General features: G+C 35.0%; 21 protein-coding genes. 3 read left to right on the top strand and 18 right to left on the bottom strand.

Annotated elements, in window-relative coordinates:
- Positions 1–76 precede the first annotated feature (76 nt).
- From ABEB23_RS06265 to ABEB23_RS06255, 3 genes are all read right to left on the bottom strand, one after another.
- On the bottom strand, positions 77–868 hold the full coding sequence (locus ABEB23_RS06265) for an NIPSNAP family protein (protein WP_348811609.1): 792 nt from the start codon (positions 866–868) through the stop codon (positions 77–79).
- A gap of 142 nt (positions 869–1,010) precedes the next feature.
- Positions 1,011–1,814 carry a hypothetical protein gene (locus ABEB23_RS06260; protein ID WP_348811607.1) on the bottom strand — a complete coding sequence of 268 codons (804 nt, stop codon included), beginning with the start codon at positions 1,812–1,814 and terminating at the stop codon, positions 1,011–1,013.
- A gap of 109 nt (positions 1,815–1,923) precedes the next feature.
- Positions 1,924–2,397 carry a DinB family protein gene (locus ABEB23_RS06255; protein WP_348811605.1) on the bottom strand — a complete coding sequence of 158 codons (474 nt, stop codon included), beginning with the start codon at positions 2,395–2,397 and terminating at the stop codon, positions 1,924–1,926.
- A gap of 365 nt (positions 2,398–2,762) precedes the next feature.
- Between ABEB23_RS06255 and ABEB23_RS06250 the strand changes: the two genes are divergently transcribed.
- Entirely contained in the window at positions 2,763–3,698 is a 936-nt protein-coding gene (locus ABEB23_RS06250; RefSeq protein ID WP_348811603.1) for a nuclear transport factor 2-like protein, read from the top strand.
- A 116-nt stretch (positions 3,699–3,814) separates the two neighbouring features.
- Here the strand turns inward: ABEB23_RS06250 and ABEB23_RS06245 are convergent, their stop codons facing one another.
- From ABEB23_RS06245 to ABEB23_RS06230, 4 genes are all read right to left on the bottom strand, one after another.
- On the bottom strand, positions 3,815–4,498 hold the full coding sequence (locus tag ABEB23_RS06245) for a 2'-5' RNA ligase family protein (RefSeq protein ID WP_348811601.1): 684 nt from the start codon (positions 4,496–4,498) through the stop codon (positions 3,815–3,817).
- Between the two features lie 51 nt (positions 4,499–4,549).
- On the bottom strand, positions 4,550–5,077 hold the full coding sequence (locus ABEB23_RS06240; protein WP_348811600.1) for a GNAT family N-acetyltransferase: 528 nt from the start codon (positions 5,075–5,077) through the stop codon (positions 4,550–4,552).
- 88 nt (positions 5,078–5,165) lie between these two features.
- Positions 5,166–5,723 carry a TPM domain-containing protein gene (locus ABEB23_RS06235; RefSeq protein ID WP_348811598.1) on the bottom strand — a complete coding sequence of 186 codons (558 nt, stop codon included), beginning with the start codon at positions 5,721–5,723 and terminating at the stop codon, positions 5,166–5,168.
- A 292-nt stretch (positions 5,724–6,015) separates the two neighbouring features.
- Entirely contained in the window at positions 6,016–7,314 is a 1,299-nt protein-coding gene (locus ABEB23_RS06230; protein ID WP_348811596.1) for an NCS2 family permease, read from the bottom strand.
- 316 nt (positions 7,315–7,630) lie between these two features.
- Between ABEB23_RS06230 and ABEB23_RS06225 the strand changes: the two genes are divergently transcribed.
- The gene (locus tag ABEB23_RS06225; protein ID WP_348811595.1) at positions 7,631–8,113 is read left to right on the top strand and encodes an outer membrane beta-barrel protein; all 483 of its coding nucleotides are present in this window, start codon (positions 7,631–7,633) and stop codon (positions 8,111–8,113) included.
- Between the two features lie 201 nt (positions 8,114–8,314).
- Here the strand turns inward: ABEB23_RS06225 and ABEB23_RS06220 are convergent, their stop codons facing one another.
- From ABEB23_RS06220 to ABEB23_RS06180, 9 genes are all read right to left on the bottom strand, one after another.
- Positions 8,315–9,787, bottom strand: coding sequence for a serine hydrolase (locus ABEB23_RS06220; protein ID WP_348811594.1), 1,473 nt, complete (start codon positions 9,785–9,787; stop codon positions 8,315–8,317).
- 461 nt (positions 9,788–10,248) lie between these two features.
- Positions 10,249–10,641, bottom strand: coding sequence for an RDD family protein (locus ABEB23_RS06215; RefSeq protein WP_348811593.1), 393 nt, complete (start codon positions 10,639–10,641; stop codon positions 10,249–10,251).
- Between the two features lie 7 nt (positions 10,642–10,648).
- Positions 10,649–10,789, bottom strand: coding sequence for a hypothetical protein (locus ABEB23_RS06210; RefSeq protein ID WP_348811592.1), 141 nt, complete (start codon positions 10,787–10,789; stop codon positions 10,649–10,651).
- A 152-nt stretch (positions 10,790–10,941) separates the two neighbouring features.
- On the bottom strand, positions 10,942–11,562 hold the full coding sequence (locus ABEB23_RS06205) for an HAD family hydrolase (RefSeq protein ID WP_348811591.1): 621 nt from the start codon (positions 11,560–11,562) through the stop codon (positions 10,942–10,944).
- 94 nt (positions 11,563–11,656) lie between these two features.
- A complete protein-coding gene (locus tag ABEB23_RS06200) occupies positions 11,657–12,094 on the bottom strand; it encodes a putative quinol monooxygenase (RefSeq protein WP_348811589.1) in 438 nt (145 codons plus the stop codon).
- A 70-nt stretch (positions 12,095–12,164) separates the two neighbouring features.
- The gene (locus ABEB23_RS06195) at positions 12,165–12,665 is read right to left on the bottom strand and encodes a GNAT family N-acetyltransferase (protein ID WP_348811587.1); all 501 of its coding nucleotides are present in this window, start codon (positions 12,663–12,665) and stop codon (positions 12,165–12,167) included.
- 333 nt (positions 12,666–12,998) lie between these two features.
- On the bottom strand, positions 12,999–13,703 hold the full coding sequence (locus ABEB23_RS06190) for a hypothetical protein (RefSeq protein WP_348811586.1): 705 nt from the start codon (positions 13,701–13,703) through the stop codon (positions 12,999–13,001).
- A gap of 168 nt (positions 13,704–13,871) precedes the next feature.
- Positions 13,872–14,372: a hypothetical protein gene (locus ABEB23_RS06185; protein ID WP_348811584.1), complete on the bottom strand. Its 501-nt coding sequence runs from the start codon at positions 14,370–14,372 to the stop codon at positions 13,872–13,874.
- A gap of 160 nt (positions 14,373–14,532) precedes the next feature.
- Positions 14,533–15,150, bottom strand: a complete 618-nt coding sequence (locus tag ABEB23_RS06180; protein ID WP_348811582.1) for a hypothetical protein — start codon at positions 15,148–15,150, stop codon at positions 14,533–14,535.
- Positions 15,151–15,675: 525 nt separating this feature from the next.
- Between ABEB23_RS06180 and katG the strand changes: the two genes are divergently transcribed.
- Complete coding sequence (gene katG, locus ABEB23_RS06175) at positions 15,676–17,898, top strand: catalase/peroxidase HPI (RefSeq protein WP_348811580.1); 2,223 nt, start codon at positions 15,676–15,678, stop codon at positions 17,896–17,898.
- Between the two features lie 208 nt (positions 17,899–18,106).
- On the opposite strand, the gene ABEB23_RS06170 is transcribed toward katG, so the two are convergent.
- The gene (locus tag ABEB23_RS06170) at positions 18,107–18,496 is read right to left on the bottom strand and encodes a DUF1398 domain-containing protein (protein WP_348811578.1); all 390 of its coding nucleotides are present in this window, start codon (positions 18,494–18,496) and stop codon (positions 18,107–18,109) included.
- 28 nt (positions 18,497–18,524) lie between these two features.
- Positions 18,525–18,959: an acyl-CoA thioesterase gene (locus tag ABEB23_RS06165; protein ID WP_348811577.1), complete on the bottom strand. Its 435-nt coding sequence runs from the start codon at positions 18,957–18,959 to the stop codon at positions 18,525–18,527.
- Between the last annotated feature and the right edge of the window lie 315 nt (positions 18,960–19,274).

Here is a 19,274-nt window from a genome sequence, read left to right as displayed (position 1 = left end):
AGAGATTTGTATTAGTTGTAAAACGTCACATCATCAATAAAGTATGGGGATAAAAAAAGTAACTAAAAAAGATTGTTTAATAATCGGAATAATCTGTTGGATACAAAAATGTAATGTCCATGTGAGAAATATTGTTTTGGTATTTTGGTAAGGATGATATTTCTTTCCATTCCGGAGACTCACCAAAGGCTTTCCAATGCGCATCCCTACTTTCCTGATCTGCGAAAGTGGTTAGGTACATTAAATTAGGCATCTTAGCTCCCGACAGGACTTCTCCGTAGAAAACAGCATTAAATCCAAGACGATTAAAGAGCTTAATTTCGCCACCGGCATTAAACATATCAACTTTGTTTTTGTAAATAGCTTCGGTTGCCGATTCATAACTTCTTAATTCATAAACTCTTTTGGCTCTTGGGCTATCTAATTTGGGGATTCCTAAAACAGGATGGTCTGTAAAGGCTTTCAGTAAAACTGATTCTATTCGTAAATAGGGTGCTTGTTTGTAGGTAGCATTTAAATAATCTGCCCCTTTGTCCAAATAAGTTTTGTCTTTTGCTAATTTATCTTCAAGACTAAGAAATTGATCCATTGATGAAAACGGAATTAAGACCATGATTTTTTTTATCGAATCAGTTTCATTCGCTTTTGCTTTAAAAACCCCAATATTCTTAATTCCCTGTTTTCGCAAGCCTGGGAGATAGGCTTCTTTCAAATATTTTTCAGTGGTTGCCAGCTGTTGCTCAGAATTTAAAGTATATATTTTGATTTGGTAGAATTCTCTGGCCGGTGCAATAACTTTTTCGGTGGTTTTAAAGCTGCTGACAGTAAAAAAGAGAACTGTTATAAGGAGTAATTTTGCTAATTTCATCTTGGTTGGTTTTGGTTAGGTAATAATCTGTCTTATGACATATAAAAGTATGAAAAAACCAACACTTTTTAAATGGTAAGTACTATTAATTCACTCTTTATTTGAGGATTAGCCTTTGCCAATAAAGGAAATAACAAAAAATTTAATTTTTAAATTGTAAAATAGAGGTCATGGCCGCGGCAAGTACCAGGTTCATTCTCGGACTAAGTTTTTTATCTAACCAAATGATGTTCTTATTCATACCTAATAAGCCACCTCCATAATATTGAAGGGCGCATAGTGCTTTTCCGTTTTCCACAAATTCATATCCTAAAGCCGGTAATTGGACATGTTCTCCTTTTTTAGCAGAGCTTATCGCGTAAATTTCAATTTTTCTTTTACCATCCGTAAGATAGGTTTCGTTTTGTTCGGACCGTTCATTAGTGGTTTCAAAACGGAATACCAGATGCCATACTGCAGTTGTATCTCCTGTTGTGGTGATCATCGATTCAAAAATGGTAAGGTCTTTTGCTATCTGATTCTCTTGTGTAATGTATACGGAAGTATCATCTTCTCCTACAGTCTTTTCAATACCCAGCCCATTATATTTTGTTTTTGATTCGGTCACACGCTGGATTATTGCATTGACATTAGCAGTTTCAGTGGTTTTATTCTCTAATATAAATGAAAATTTAGAATCTGATTTGGTCTCAGACTTAGTAGGAAATAACCAGTTGTTCGTTTTTGTTCTTTCTTTTTGGACGCTGTTCTTGCTACTGATAACCGCGTAATTGCCAAAACTGAATTTCCATATTCGGCCCATCGTTTGGCTACCCATTTTTACCTTTAGCTTTTCGGAATTGGCAGCGAGACTATCATTGATAATTAGATTGTTTTGCGCTATTGTGCATTCGCTTATTGCTAATAGAAAGCAAAAGATATAAATTCTAAATGATAGGGTCGCCATGTGATCAGTTTTAGATGAGTAGGATAGGAGAACTTTCTTCTAATTTTTTGCAAAAGCGGTTTTCCACTATTAAATGTAATCTCTCAATAGTTTTATTTTACTAATAGTTTTACAGCACCACATTCTTAAATTTTTCGATTTGTCTTTGGTGACGTAAAATATGCACGATAGCATGCTCCATTAACTGCTCAATATCATAATGTTGTCCCCAGGAAGTAATTATTTTTTTTGCGTCATCAAATTGTTCCAGTTCCTGGTCTTTTATATTCTTAAAAACATTTTCGGTATAAGCAAAAACCTGGTTTAGATCTTCTAAATATTCTTTAGTCGTTGCATGAAAGGTTTTTTCCGGTCGTATCGCTTGATGCCCTTTCAGGTTATTAATGTAGATGGCATAGCTATAACCGGAACTTACAACGTGTGATAAAACGGTTTGAATAGATTTGCAATTTTCATCAGTGGTATGCGGGTCTATGTGCATGGTCAAAACATCGTCAGAAATATCTTCAATGACTTTTTTGAAATCCTGGATTGCCTGTTCATAGATGTCAAGCAATGCTCCAACAGCTCCTGGTCTATACATTTTTATGATTTTTTATTTAGAATTCAGTTTGTAAAAAAAAGTTTTATTCCGAATAAAGCTAGAGTAAATATAAGTGATTTAACAGAGATTTAATGCTTTTTTACTAAAAAACAGACTTAAATTAACCTAAATCCGCTTGAGAGGATTGCGGTAAGAAGTGCTTTATGCGAATTGATTAGTACAATTTGCAGTGAAGAAGTCTTATTTTGTAAGCATCTGAATTTTAATTATTTAATAAAAATGTAAGATTTTAGATTAAAACGGATTGGTTCCGTTCAAATAAAATAATATTTGTGTGTAACATCCTGATATTCAGTAAAATTTTGTTAAATTTAAAGTATTATTAACCCAAAATTTAACTAAATATGAGAAATTATTTTTCAATTGTATTGTTGATCGCAACCTGTATCACTTACGCACAGAAAAAAGTAAATGGAACTATTTATCTGGATCATCCTGCGATTACAGTGGTAGAAGCCATGACGCAAGCCTTTGTTAGCGGAGACTCTGATAAAGTGGCAAGCTTTTTAGCCGATGATTTTAAATCCTATAATGGTACGACTACCAATAAGGATGATAAAGGAGATGATAAAGCCTCATTTGTAAAAAGTGTTAAGTTTTGGAAGGAGAATGTTGATTATTTCAGTATTAAGCGATCACAAGGCGCATATCCCGATGCCTTGGAATACAAAGAAGAAAACAATAAAGATGTTGTGTGGGTTCAAACTTGGGAAGATTTAAAGGGAGTACATAATAAAACGGGTGTTAAAATGGATGTTCCCATGCACCGATTATTTGTGGTTAATAAAGACAATAAAATTAAAACCATCATTCGTTATACGAATAGCAGTGTTTTTGATGAAATAGGGGACAGTTTTAATGATAGGGAAAACGGACGGATTTATAATCATCATGAAAACATTAATACGGTCAGAAAAATGGTTCATGCTTATGAAAATAAAGACTTAGCCAAAGCCTACACTTTTTATGATGAAAAGGCCACTTTCACGGATATTAATTCGCCTGCAACCAAAGGAATAAGCTTAGCAGAGCAAAAAGCAAATGATCTGAAGTTTTTTGAGAAATTTGAAATTAACAGTATTGATGTTACTGGTTATCCGGATTATTTGCATTACGAATTAGGAGATGCAAGAGTAGTGCAATCCTGGTGGAATTTTAGACTAACAAGAAAATCCGACAAAAAGAAAATTGTTTTACCGGTGTTTTTCATTGATAATTTTGATGATAAAGGTAAAATTACCTCTGAAATAATTTATTACAGCGAAAAGATGTTAGAATAATACCATACAGTTTAGTACTTGTCAAGGGGATTTTAGCTTTTTGATTACTAGATTTGAAACCAAAAATAAACCTCTTAAATCCAAATTTTTTGAGACTTAAGAGGTTTTTTTATTTTTTATTTTGAACTAAATTCATGTAATTCTTTGACAAATTGTTCTCTTTGGTACCAATCATTATAGACCAGATTGTATTTTTCAACTTTGAATTTCCCAAAATTGAAATTCCGATACTTTTCTAAAACTTGAATCAGTTTTTCTGTATGGCTGATTTTTTTTCGAAATCGGGCTACCGTGGCATGAGCCGTTTGAATGGAATAGCGTTTGTCGATACTTTGTTCCAAACCCGAATTCATAAAATGGGTTCTCAAGTTGTTTCTTAAATCGTCAAGCGAATTGGTATTGGTAAAACCCTGAAGCATGATAGCCGAAGAAGAAGCTGTAATTCCCTGAAAGTTGATGACCAAATCTTCTATTCCAATCAAACTTTTTTCTACGATTTCAACATAATCGGGAATTGAAATAGAGGTCAGATTAAAACCGTCGTAACAGGAGATGATTGATAATACGGTGATATGAATATCTGAATCAGGGTAATAATATTGCTCAGGATCGATGGTTCTGAGTTCATCTAAAAAGTCTTGAATCTTAATTTTGGTTGCAGTATCAGGTCGAATTAGTAATGTAATTCCGAAACGACTGTCTGTATCTGAATCAATTTGAGTATCTATTTGGTATCTGTCCGCTGCAATGGTTTCAACAGATTCAATGTAAAGATTGTTATAATGTTTGGCTAAATCCATTAGGGGTGATTTTCATTGCAAGATTTTGATAAAAGAAATCGCTAGTTACAATTAGAGTACTAATCTAAAACCAAAAACGGGTAGTTCTCCCTGCATAAAATCTAAATCCTCTGATCTTTTGAATCCCAGATTTTCATACATTTTCCAGGCTACCTGCATTGCCATCGTAGAATGGATAATAACCTGTTGCAGCTTTAGATCTTTTGCTTTTCGGATACATTCCATTGTCAAAATTTTGCCAATTCCTTTTCCTCTGGAATCGGGACTTACTGCCAATAATCTGAAGCCGGCTGCATTTTGTTCTTTGGTTGCAGTTCCACCCGAACCATAATTCTTCATGTCATTAAAAAAAACGACAGCGCCAACTATTTTGTCTTCTGCAGTAACAGCTACCAGGAGTTCTGTTCCTGGATTGCTTGTTAATGAACCAATATTTGCCAGCATTTTATAGTAGTTAGGTTGTTGATATTCTTTAGGAAAACCTTCCAGTTGTGAATAGACCTGCACCATCAGGGTACCAATTGCTTCAAATTCATTGGGTTTTGCATTTCTTATTACGTATTCGGGGTTGGCAGCCATATTATTGAAAATTATTGTGAATTTATAAATGATGGAGGTGTCTAGATGGTTTGTTTTTATATTCAAACAGTAGTTACATCAAACAGGTTTATTTAATTTTTGTTTCTAAAAGTTTCATTAATTCTGTCAAACCCATTAAAGTTCCATTATAATAGTCCTCTTTTTTAAAGTACGGAATGAAATAAGTGTCAATTATTGCTTTAGTTTCCTCGTCCGAAATTATTAGTTCAATACCATTCCCATTTTGAATACGCATTTTTCTATGGCCACGGGAAATAGCGATCAGTATTCCGTTTTGGAAATCTTGTTTTCCTAAATTCCATTGTTGCGCTATATGAAGCGATAAGTTGTCAAAGTTTTCTTTTGCAGTTTTGATGGTGTCTATGGTAACTACTGCTATTTCGATTGTCGTCTTTTTTTCGAAAAAATGAATCAGACTATCTAGTTTGTGTTCTTCTTTTTTCGTGTATAAGTTTTCGTAGTCATTAATCCATCCGGCTCGTTCTGGCAGGTTGTCCCAAAAAACCTGTCTGTATTTTTTTACTAAGTTTTCTATTACGGTGTCTTTGGTAACCGTTGGATCGGTTTGAGAATAAACACTTGTCAAATAGAAAAAGGATACTATTAAAATTACTATTTTGCGCATTTTGGTTCTTTTATTTTCCGAAACATCAGCTTATCTAAAAACTCTAAACAAGCCCAAAAAAATATTATTGTAAAGCAAATATACGGGATTTAAACGGGAGTGATTTCCTTTACTTAAAAAACGAATGGAAATGTTTTTGAATAAAAAAGGCATCGAAATTTTCGCTTTCAGACAAAGGCAAGAGAACTCCAAATAAATAGCCGAAACAAATTCTATTTAATTATTTTGGCTATCTCAATGAAGTAAAAAAGTACAAATGGATTTGAGTATTGTGTTCTTCCCCAGTCGTGATTTACATTTGGGAAAGCACAATTTCCACTATAGAAAATAGTCCAATTCCCCACATAAAAGGGTGGACTTTATCTGTGTTTTTTGTGAAAACACAAAGCAATACATAACTTGAAAAACCATAAGCAATGCCAGAACTGATGCTATAGGTCAGTGGCATTAATATCAAAGTTAAAAATACCGGAACGCCCAAATAAAGTTCACTAAAATCAATTTTCACTAAATGTTTGGCCATATAGATTCCAACTAAAATGAGTGCTGGAGCGGTGGCATAAACTGGTACAGCACCTATAAGTGGCGCGAAAAACATTGCCAGTAAAAATAGCAGAGCGGTAAAAACAGAACTCAATCCAGTTCTGGCTCCATTGGCAATCCCTGCAGCCGATTCTATATAGGTTACTGTGCTGCTCGTTCCCAGAATTCCGCTAAACATGGTGGCAACGGCATCCGCTTCCAATACTTTTTTTACGTGTGGCATTTTTCCATCCTCCTTTACTAAGCCGGCTTCCATAGAACAGGCTATAGCAGTTCCGATGGAGTCAAATAAATTCACGAACAGAAATGAAAAAATAGGAGCGATAAAGGTGATTTTAAGCACTGAAAGCACTTCTAACTGACCTAAAACAGGCATGATGGAAGGAGGTGTGCTGATAAATTCCGTAGGCAATAGTATGGTATCATCAAAAGTAAAACCCAATAGGGTAGCCAGTAAAATACCAATCAAAATAGAACCTTTTACCTTGTAATGTTCTAGCATAACAGTTACAAAAAATGCGGCTAAACCAATAATCAAAGCAGGAGTAAATTTGCCCAGCCCTACTAAGGTGGCTTCATTGGATACGATTAATCCCATTTGCTTAAAACCAATAAAGGCTATAAATAATCCAATTCCGGAACCGATTGCGACTCGTAATGATTCGGGGATCGCATCGACAATTTTATGTCGTAATCCCAAAATTGAAATAATAATAAAAAATACTCCCGACATAAAAACAACGCCCAGAGCTTGTTGCCAGGTAGCGCCATCATTAAGGACCAAAGTATAAGCAAACATTGCGTTTAGTCCCATTCCTGGTGCCATGGCAAAAGGAACATTAGCCCAAAAACCAACTAAAAGAGTTCCAATTATGGCGGCCAAACAAGTAACAGTAATCAGTGCGCTTTTATCCATACCTGTGGCGGATAAAATATTAGGATTTACAAAAATAATGTACGCCATGGTCAAAAAAGTAACCGTTCCACCAATGGCTTCCTGACGGATATTGGTATTTCTTTCTTTTAGATTGAATATTTTTTCTAACATAATTGTTTTGGTTTCTTTGATGGCATAGCGACTATTGAGCCTTTATACTTGAGTGAATTTTTTATGTGTGAGAAGGTACAAAGTTATTGCTGATTTCAATTTCGATACCCAATGAAAAACTTGCATCAAAATTATGCAATAGTTTTGGTTCTGTAAAAAGAATGAGATGTTTAGAATCAGAATAATGATAAGCCTTTTCTTGATAGATGTGAAAAATATCGGCGGGTTAAGTAATTGGTAATTAGTATTTTAATTCGTACATTTATTAGGATTATTTTGATGTCTTTTTAAAGATTAGGATTTAAACTAATTCATTATGAAAAAATCATTACAATTTACAGCTATTGTACTGCTAATTACTGTTATGGCAAATGCTCAAGCTGGGCCTAGAGTAGAGGTTAATATAGGTCCAGTTGTGGCAGATTCTGATGCGTATTTTTCGGTTAATGTTCAGGGTAATTTTTATTATATGTGGCAAACATCAGAAAAAATTGACCTAGGAGTAACTACTGGCTTTTCTCTTTTTTCGGGTGATCGAATTGAAGAAGTTTTCGAATCAATTCCTGATTTATATGTACCCGTGGCAGTTGCTGGCAGAATAAATATTACACAAGCTTTTTCAATGGGTGGCGACCTTGGTTATGGAATAAATGTTGAAGGAGGCGGTGGATTTTACTATCGTCCTGTAATTGCTTATAATTTTAGTGAAAAGTTAGCGCTTACTGGGTCTTTTAGCAGCATAATTGAAAACGACTACACTACTTCGGCTATTAATCTGGGTGTGAATTTTGGATTTTAGCAATTATTTGCATTCACTTTCTCGTAGATAGTGCAACTCTCCGAACTGTTTATTGTATAAATAGCCACAAAGTCAGGATATTTATTCGATTTATGGTCATTTTGTTAAATGATTAAACCTGAAAAATCTCCTGACTTTGCGGCTATTTCTGATAGATCATTATGAAACCAGATTTCTTAATTAAAAACAATCACTAATGGTTTAAGATTTTGAAATTTCTTCCAAGACTTTTTTACCGTTTTCATTATGGGGATCAAGAACTACAGATTTTTTATAATTCTCAAGAGCAAGCTTTTTATTCCCGTCTTTTAAATACGCTTCACCCAAACTGTCATAGGTATTCCCAGATTGAGGAAACGATTCCGTATTTAGTTTGAAAATTTCAATTGCTTCTTTAGTTTTTCCGGTTTGTAACAATTGATAACCAACACTGTTCATTTCATTTTCGTTGATCGCATAGATGTCAGATTTTTTTAACTCCTTAAAATGCTCCAGACCAGATATGATACCCTTTTCTAAAATAACATCTAATACAGAGTAGGCTAATGATTTTTTTGGCATACTATAAGGTTTATTGTAAAGGATATTTCTAATCGCTTTATTCATTTCGTTTAAATTCGTACTCCCTGTATTATTTAGCAATACAACTAGATTTTTATCAGCAGGAATACGTGAAAATATGGTGTTAAATCCATTTATACCTCCGCCATGTTCGACCACCGTTAAACTGTTATCCTTTTCTTCATTGAAAGCCGAATTGATAAACCATCCATACCCGTAATGACCAGGTCCCGCTTGGATGTAGGATTTAAATAATAAGTCTCTATATTTTTTTGAAAGTAACTGATCTGTATAAAGCGCCTGATCCCATAGGTATAAATCGTCCACGGTAGAATACAAAGAACCTGCGGCATAGGGGATGGAGAGGTCCAAATAATTGGCATTACTATAACTAGTGCCATTTTTTTCATAGCCGGAAGCTCTGTTTTTCAGAATCGTTTCGTGATGATCATATCCTGTATTATTCATTTTGAGAGGTGCGAAAATTTGCTCTTGTAAAGACTGCTCATAGGTTTTGCCAGAGATTTTTTCTACGATGTAGCCCAATAAAAAATAACCTGAATTGCTATAATTGAATTTTTCACCTGGTGTGAATTCAAGAGGTAAGTTGGCGAATGTGTTTATAAATGCTTCCGGACTGTAGGGATTGATGCTTAAATCTTTTACGAAATTAGGAAACGAAGTGTAGTTTGGAATTCCTGATGTATGTGTAAGCAAGTGATGAATAGTGATCTTGTCGCCTGTTACTTTTGGATAAGCAGGCAGATAAGTCGAAATTGGTACGTCTAACTTTAATTTTCCCTGTTCAGCTAATTGAAGTATTAACATCGCAGTAAACTGTTTGGTCACAGAACCCAAACGGTGTTTAGTATCGGATTGATTCGGAATATTCCATTCCATGTTTGCCATTCCAAATCCTTTTTTGTAAATAATTTTCCCTTCATAAGCGACAAGTGCAGAGCCATTAAATTGCCCGTATTCAGAATATAGATTCATTAACTTATCAATCTGTTCTGCTTTGGTTTGTCCTATTGCAGCGGTTAAGGTCGTTAACTGAATAAATAAACCGACTAGAATTTTTTGTACTAAAAAACGACTGGAATTTTGTTTCATGAGGATTGTTGGTTTTAGTGATTATTGAATGGCTTTCGAACCAGTTTTTGTTAACTAGGAAGTAAATATAGTGGATTTTAACTACAAAAAAATTGGTTTTGAAAAAGAGATTGCATTGATGTTATTAAAAATCAATACCTGAAAAGCTTTAAAAAACTCCTTTGTAACTGATAATTAAGATATTGTTTTTAATAGATTTTGGTCTATTAAACTATAAACAGGAGCTGTCTCATCCTGAAAAAAAGGTTATATGGCTCTTTCGTATTTTGATGTGTTTTTATTATAAAGACAACAATTTTATAACTTGCATACGATTTTTTAAAGCTAATCAGGAAAAAGTCAGGAGATTTTCATGAAGTTTCCGCCTTAACAAGATTGAAAAATTACGTAAGGTAGAAGGCGTTCGCGCACAATTTCGACAAATCATCTATACAGTTTACACTTAGCAGATCTGACGTTTATTAATTCTTCAGTTTAATCATTACGCTTCCACAAATCATATCGTGAAGTGTTCTACTTTTTGGACTAATAAAAATGGTTAAAAAAGAAATCCAACCAAATGTAACTTTAAAAAAATATCGAATTGTTGCCTGAAAAATATTGATAGATTGAGTTTCATCTGAATTTTTTCGAACTCTTATTCTCATTTTATGGTTTCCTAAAGTTGCTCCATTGGATGTACAAATTGGCTCATACATAAGCAATGATATAAATAAAGTTGCTCTTACCCAATTTGGGACGTTATTAAACATTTCAAGAATGTCTGTAAAAAGCAACATACAGCCTATGATTATAATTGAATCAATTAGTGTTGATTTAATTCTATCTAAAACTGAAGGGTATTTTTTTTCCATAATGATTTTATAATTTTACTTTTTGTCTAACAAACTCCTCAAAATTCTTTTCGTCGAATTTTTTGTCTTTTGGTAATTCCTGGATTCTCATGTCTGACATTCCAATTGGGGAATAAAACTTCCATTTCAAAGTTGGTCGGTGCTTCATAAACAAATGTTTGTCTCCAAATTCATCATTAGTGTAAATTCCAAAATAAAGACGAAAAAATATTGAATCAATTATTATTGAAACACCTAAAATCAAAGTCTTTTTCGTTATTTATTGAGATGAAACAGAGTATTTCCCTACTGGCATTCTTTTTAGATAAATTGTTCAAGTTGCGTGTAACTGTTTATTACATTTTCATTTTCCAATTCTTTGTATTGGTTTAAAAAATCATATAAAACGGTTTTAATTCCTAATTCTTTACCTGCCTTAATCTCCGAATTCAAGTCGTCTCCAATAACTATAATTTCATCTGAACCAAGATTATATTTGACCATTATTTCTCTAAAAACATCCTTTTTAGTAAGAGTCGAAATATTTGGGTCAACAACAAAGAGTTCTTTGAAGTCTGGTTTAAGATCAAGTTTATCAATTTTGCTGAACTGAAGTTTTGTAAATCCTGTTGTCACAAGAAATTTTAAACAATCCAGGCTTTTAGTTATGGAATAGTCGCTAAAGGGCTCCATTTTTTCTTGGTAAGTAAGTTCAGAAAGATGATGTAAACATTTTAAAGTGAGGTCATCATTAAATTGAAATTCTTTTGCAACTACTTGAAAAGGTCTCCTCATAATCTCAGTTTTTATGGCATTGATATCTCCGACATAGCGTTTGTCGTTTTCAATGGTTTCAAATAATGTGAAAAATAATTTTTCTCCAATAGATGAAACTGGGTAAATAGTATTATCAAGGTCAAATATGATTGCTTTTGTATTCATTTAATTTTAGGTTTTTGATTTTCAGGATTCTAATATGCTTGCATTTTCGAATCCTTTTCCTAATTAGCTCTTACATAAAGAGTTTTTTTGTAAACTATTTATCCGCCTTCGTAGCCGAACCAATTAGTGTAACATCGATTAGTTCCAATGATTTAACCATATCTTTAACAGTCTCCTTATATTTCTTAAAATGGGTTGTTTCTATATGTGATTTGTATGCCGCTGTATCAGCGTATATTTCAAGTATGGTGATGTGTGAGGGGGCGCTTTTGTCTGCGACAGCGTAATAAGTTAACACGCCTGGCTCAACACGAACCGCAGTAGTCATTTGTTCTTTTAGTGCACTGTTATACTGATCCAATTGCAATGGGTCAACTGTAATTTTTGCTAATCTGACCATTTGAATTTTTTCCTGTGCCATGGAATTTAAACTAAAAGAAAGTGTTAGTATAAATATGGCGATTACTGTTGTCAGCAATTTAGTTCGGCCTAATGAAGTTTTAGTAGTTGGTTTAAATATTTTCATATTCATTGCGTTGAAGTTAAAATTATTATTGCGAGTGTTGCGTATGTAACGAACTTAGCTGTTAGCATATTGTCTGTTACGCATTTGTCATTAATTCGTACTCAATTTCGTCATCTTGTAAGTCCGCAATTTGAATGAAATTAAGCTTGTCAAGAAGTTTTATGGCGCTTTTGTTTTGTTTCGTTGTGATTGCCCAAACACGTTGTAGTCCGATAGTATTTATTCCAAAGTCTATGGCTAATAACATAGCAGCGGTCATAAAACCTTGCCCACGGTATTGCGGTAATAAAACGCAGCCAAGTTCACCGGCTCCTTTGTCAAGGCCACGATAATAGCCGCAAGTCCCTAAGATCTTATTTGTTGTGTTGTCTGCAATGCCCCAATGAATGGAATTACCTTCATGATAGTCCTGGTTTATTTTGTCCTGCATTTCTGTCGCCTCTTGCACCGTCGCTGCCTGAATTGCATCATAAAATGAAATTTCAATAAGGTCTTCCATGTCCGCAGGGAGAATTTGTCTCAGCGAGACTTTATCGCCAGAGATTATTGGGAAAGTGTTGTATGGAGGTAGTTTCATTTTATCTGTAATTATGTCTTTATGTTTATCAATATCCCCAGTTCTCCCGAAATGTCGGAATAAAAACCTCTGGGCGAAGCTTTTTTGTTAATTGTGAAGTAAATATAATAGATTTTGGTCTATTAAATTAAAAAAGAGAGTCTTACGCGAGTTTCTGGCTCGTGCGAACTATCAAAATCAGTTGAAATTTATTTCTAAAATGGTCGGATTATTTCTGCTTTAATTTTTTGTGCAATTGTGTTTTAAATTCTTCAAGCTTTTTAAATCAGATTTGTATTTGTACGCACGAGCGGGACGCTCGCGTTAGCCGGGGGTGTTGACAGACGTATTTTTCTAGGCAATCCAAGTTGGTTTCACTTCGTCAATTACCCATTTATTTTCAATTTTCTTTATGTATATTCTAAAACCTTGTCCACAAAGTCCGCCACAAACAAATCCAGCATCTAATATTCCAAACTTTTTTTGTTCGTCAAATTTTATTCTAGAAAAAAAGACAACACCTGAAAAAACAAAATTATATTTAGTTTGCCAGATAGCATCTCTGTCTTTTGGAAATTGAGATATGTGTCTAAGTTCAAACTTATTGTTAAGTTTAATGTTGTTAAAATCTAAAATGTATTCTGTTTCAGTTTTTATTTTAGAATTATAAAGTTTACTACCGACAAAATGTTTTTCAAAGTCTTGTTTTAAATTTTCGCTATTATTCTGCTTTATTCTGGGATCAAACGCAATAATAATTTTTGAAGTATCTTTTTGAATTTCTAAAGTTCTTTTTTTCCACTTTAATAATTTTATTTTTTGTTCAGGTGTAGCCTTCGTGGAATCGACTCCAACATAATGTCCAGTTTTGTCAAATATAGATTCACCATATTTAGGCGGAAAATTTGTAAATAATCTAATGTCAATGCAAGTTGAATCAATTAAACTTGGAAAAATTTCTGTCATTACATTTTTCTCAAATTCTAATTCGCTAACTTTCTTTTCACAACTTGCAAAAAAAATAATTATTAATATGAATGCTGTCCTCAGTTTTTTCATAATATATCTGCCAACGTTCTGGTACTACAGCGGGTTTGGGACTAAATTAGGCTCATTATTCGGATTTGCCACGCGAGCGATAGCGAATAGACGAAGTAAATCATCACAAATACAAAACCAAATTTACATTAAGCCGATTGCTCAAATCCGTTGTGGTAGATGTTGTCGTTATTTATTTAATTTATATAGATTTTCTAAAAAAATTATCTTTTCATCTTCACTCCAATTATTTGTATAAACAAGTAGGTTTAAAAAATTATCTTTAGTAGAACCGAATAGGAATACATTATCGGATTTTTTATCATTATATTTCCAAATTATATATTCTAACTTAGAATTTTCTTTAATCTTTGCCGTTTTGAATTTATTTTCTTTCCAATAATCTGAATCCCAGACATAAAACAACTTTACGTTTTCAAAATCTGATTCATTGCTTTTAAAAAAAGGATACGATTTTTTAGGGTTTTGAGCAATTGCAATAATTATCCCATCTTTATTTTTTAAATAAGTTTGACCAGAGTCATCCACTGTATTCAATTGCTCCCAATTTCCGGGAATTTTTACTTCACCAGTGTTCGTTTTTACATTGGAGTAATCCATAATATCTTGGCAAAAAATAAAATTTGGCAAGAGAAAAAGCAGCACGAAAATTAAATTAAATTTATTCATATTTTTGGTTTTATAATTACACACAACGTTCCGGTACTAAAGCGGATTTGCCACCCGAGCGATAGCGAATAGACGAAGTAAATCATCCCAAATACAAAACCAACTTTCCATTAAGCAAATTGCCCAAATCCGTTGTAGTAGCTGTTAGCAACTGGTCTTTTTATAGATCTTCGTATTTAATTTCTTTAGCATTTTGTACAATAAAATCTTCACTTGCAATTATCTTTTTATCATTTTGTTCTAGAGTAACTAGTACGTCATAGAAAAGTCTTTTGTTTTCTGCATAAGATTTAGGATCGTTTATGGTATTGAAGCCAAAATCATATATTTTTTTTTCAATTGGATAAATCACATTAAAGAACTTATAATTATGCCCATTTTCTGTTCTATCGAATTCTAGTAAATAACAGACTTTTCCATTTGTGAAATTAATTTTACTCATTGAATAATTAAAAGTAGGTGTGTCTACTGAAATCTGTTTGAATATTTCTTGCAAATAATTTTTTGTAGATATAACTCTTTCAATGTCATATTCTGAAGCTACATAATACAGATTTAATTTTTTGTCAATGGGGACAAGGAATAAAATATCCTCCCTTACTTTTGGTGTCCAATTTGATGGAATCAGTGCTCTGATTTTTTTATCGGAATATTGTTTCCAACCTTGAGTTAATTTTGTTTTTTCTAAAGTCTCTAATGTTAGTTTATTTGGATTTTTATCAGAGTGTTTACAATTAGCAAACAGAAAAAATAGAATGCTATATAAGATAATTTTCATAGGAAACTTTTTTTAGACTTGTTGCTAATTTAACAATACTCGCTATTAACTTTCGCATATCCACCCACATTCAGCTGGCTTTGCGCTATAAACAGTTTTCTTATATTTCTGCTAAAGTATAAATAATTTATTACAAATAGATTCTGTTTAGATCTTGAAATTCTTTAAATAAAAAATCGTCTTCTTCTCCCATCAGCCTAGCCCCGATAATAGCGGCATCCTTTTACTGCTTTCTTTAAGCAGGAAAAGATACAGCGAATAGCGGGAAACAGCTCCTGGTAAAAACAGAAGATTAGGAGAGGAAGGTGTTCTGTTTCGGGGATTTTGAAAAGAGTTTAATTGCGTTAGAAACAGATGTAGCTGCTTATGATGACATGTGTGCCTTTATGAACAATTCTTTTTTTATGTAAGAGGTTAAAATATCGAATTTGAGCAAACAATTATAGTTTTTATCTATGAAAAAAGTATTTTAGATAAAAAATAATTGGTAAATTCGTAGAGTAAGTTTTTAAAAATCATCGCATTATGGAAAATAGCAAAAATCAGAACACTATGGGAGAAAGTAAATGTCCGTTTTCAGGAGGGAGTCCAAAACAAAGCGCCGGCTCTGGCACCAGAAACGAAGACTGGTGGCCCAATCAATTAAAATTAAACATCCTTCGCCAGCACTCTTCACTGTCCAATCCGATGGGGGAGACGTTCAATTATGCCGAAGCTTTTAAGAGCCTCGATCTGGCTGCTGTGAAGAAAGACATCTACGATTTAATGACCACATCACAGGACTGGTGGCCAGCCGACTATGGTCACTACGGACCGTTCTTCATCCGAATGGCATGGCATAGTGCAGGAACATATCGTATCGCTGATGGCCGTGGCGGTGGAGGTTTTGGTACCCAACGATTTGCACCACTTAACAGCTGGCCTGACAATGCAAACCTCGACAAGGCTCGTTTGTTGTTATGGCCAATCAAAAAGAAATATGGTAAGAAAATTTCCTGGGCTGACTTGATGATTCTTACCGGAAACTGTGCTCTTGAGTCAATGGGCTTCAAGACTTTCGGTTTCGGTGGCGGACGTGAAGATGTTTGGGAACCTGCGGAAGATATTTATTGGGGTTCTGAAGGAAAGTGGCTGGATGATAAACGTTATACTGGTGAGCGTGATCTGGAAAATCCTTTGGCTGCCGTGCAAATGGGACTTATTTATGTGAATCCTGAAGGACCGAACGGAAACCCTGATCCGTTGGCAGCGGCAATTGACATTCGGGAAACCTTTGGCCGAATGGCTATGGATGATGAAGAAACGGTTGCGCTGATTGCCGGTGGGCATACTTTCGGTAAAACTCATGGTGCAGCGGATCCAAGTAAGTATGTTGGTCCTGAACCTGCAGCTGCAAGTATTGAAGAGCAAAGCCTTGGATGGAAAAATACATTTGGCACAGGAAATGGTGAAAACACAATTACCAGTGGTTTAGAGGGTGCTTGGACAACTACACCTACAAAATGGAGTCACAATTATTTTGAAAACCTTTTCGGTTTCGAATGGGAGCTGGACAAAAGTCCGGCCGGTGCGCATCAGTGGAAACCCAAAGGAGGAGCGGGAGCAGGGACAGTGCCGGATGCTCATAATCCATCAAAAAAACATGCTCCATTCATGCTTACCACCGACCTTTCTTTGCGTGTAGATCCTATTTATGAGCCGATTTCAAGAAGATTTTTTGAAAATCCGGATGCGTTTGCTGATGCATTCGCACGTGCCTGGTTCAAATTAACACACCGTGACATGGGGCCAATCGCACGTTATCTCGGCCCAGAGGTACCTAAGGAAGAACTGATCTGGCAAGACCCTATTCCAGCGGTGACGTACAAACTAATTGATGATAATGATATTGCTGTCTTAAAGGCTAAAATACTGGCTTCTGGATTGTCTGTGTCTCAACTGGTATCCACAGCTTGGGCGTCAGCATCAACCTTCCGTGGTTCTGATAAACGCGGCGGTGCCAATGGTGCTCGCCTTCGTTTGAGTCCGCAAAAAGATTGGAAAGTCAACAATCCGGCTCAATTATCGGCTGTTCTAGCGACTCTTGAGGGGATTCAGTCTGCATTTAATAGTGCACAGTCCGGCGGAAAACAGGTATCATTAGCCGACTTAATCGTTTTGGCAGGATGTGCCGGAATTGAGAAAGCTGCTCAGCAAGTAGGGCAAAATATAACTGTTCCCTTTACACCAGGAAGAGCAGATGCTTCACAAGAACAAACAGATGTGGAATCTTTTGCTGTCCTTGAACCTGAAGCGGATGGGTTCCGCAACTACATGAAAACGCAATATACGGTATCAGCAGAAGAAATGCTGATCGATAAGGCTCAACTGATGACGTTGACAGCACCTGAGATGACTGTGCTCGTTGGTGGTTTACGTGTTCTTAATACGAACTTCGATCAGTCTAAACATGGTGTATTTACTGCTCGTCCTGGGTCATTGACTAATGATTTTTTCGTGAATTTACTTGATTTGGGTACAACCTGGAAAGCCTCTTCGGATTCCCAAGAAGCATTTGAAGGTCGTGATCGTAAGACCGGTGCATTGAAATGGACAGGAACCCGTGTTGATCTTATCTTCGGTTCGAACTCAGAGCTTCGTGCTATCGCTGAGGTGTATGGCTGTGAGGATTCACAAGAGAAGTTCGTTCAGGATTTTGTGGCGGCCTGGACCAAGGTGATGAATCTGGATCGCTTTGATTTGAAGTAAAGAACTGTATTTTATATTATTAAAAAGGTGGTCTATTTCTGGACCACCTTTTTTGTTTTACGACTTTTCCTATGTATTCTATTCAAAATTAGAATAACCATTACATCCAGCAGTAAGCTTAATTTAATGCCTTAATGGTGAATTCAAAAGTCTATTTGTTAACACTAAACTCAATTGTTTTGCGGTGCAACGTTTTTTTAAGATAAATCTAAGTCGGAATTTTTTCAATTAAAATTTCGGCACCGGATTGGTCAAAATACGTACAGGTCATTTCAATAATATTGACGCTCCATTTCGCAATTCCGCATTGGGCAGCATGATTACAAAAACTGAGGTAATCGGTTTGACCGTCTTGGTGCATAACCAGAAATTCAATAAATCGTTCTTTGTTGGCTGCGGGAGCAATACTGATGCTGTTATACGTTTCAGTTGCTGTCGCTCGAAAATCATCGGCACCAAAATATTCAACATGGCCGTCATTGACAAAGGTATCATAGCCTTTTACGCCTAAGGCAATTAAATCCTGAATGTAAGCAGGGAAGTCCGCACCAGATTTAACTTTTGCATGAGCTTCTTTTATTTGATCAATTGTGAACATAATTCAACAGGAATTTGATAATGATTAATTACAGACTAATAAAATCAGCTGTTTTTGGAAAAATACTTAGTGCATCCACAACAATTTGTGGGGTAGGAGTGGCCAGTTTACGGAGTTTAGTATCCATCCAGGCGCCATCTACCGTAATAACGGCACACAAAACATCCTCTTTATAAAACTCATGAACGATAGACCAGCGAGACGCATCGGCTTTCATTTTTGCCATTTTGGTTTGCATGGTAATTACGTCAGAAAGATTAATTTCTTTTCTAAAAACACATTCTTCTCTAAACAATATGGGACCAATATGTTCTTTTTGCATTACTCGTAATGTTAATCCTAATTGCTCCAGAATCTCAACACGGTGTTGTGCTCCAAAATCATAATAGGCACTGTGACGTAAGTGAAAATTTGGATCTAAATCAGACCAACGAAAGGACAACTGTTTGCTAAATGTAGCCATGGGGTGTTATTTATGGATGTTTCTTGTAGGCAAAGATAATGCGGATTTTCATACAGGCAAAGCGAACAGACCAAGTAATCAGTCCGGAAACTAAGGACTACAATAGTTTCTTATGCATTGTTAGCTGTAGGGCGTGACCCCGTTGCACAAGATTCTGATTCACAACAGTATTTTTCAAGCAACGAGGTCAGGCTGTCCGCTGTATCTTTTCTTTTTTTAAAGAAAAAAAAGAAAAGGATGCCGCTTCCATCCTTCACGCGAACCCCACGTCAGTAAGTTCAGGAATTGACCACCTGATTTTGTCAATCCCGATGA

This window comes from Flavobacterium maritimum (genome assembly GCF_040049085.1).
GTDB classification, from domain to species: Bacteria; Bacteroidota; Bacteroidia; order Flavobacteriales; family Flavobacteriaceae; genus Flavobacterium; species Flavobacterium maritimum.
The sequence above is the reverse complement of the archived record's forward strand: the minus strand, read 5'-3'. Positions and strand labels throughout refer to the sequence as shown.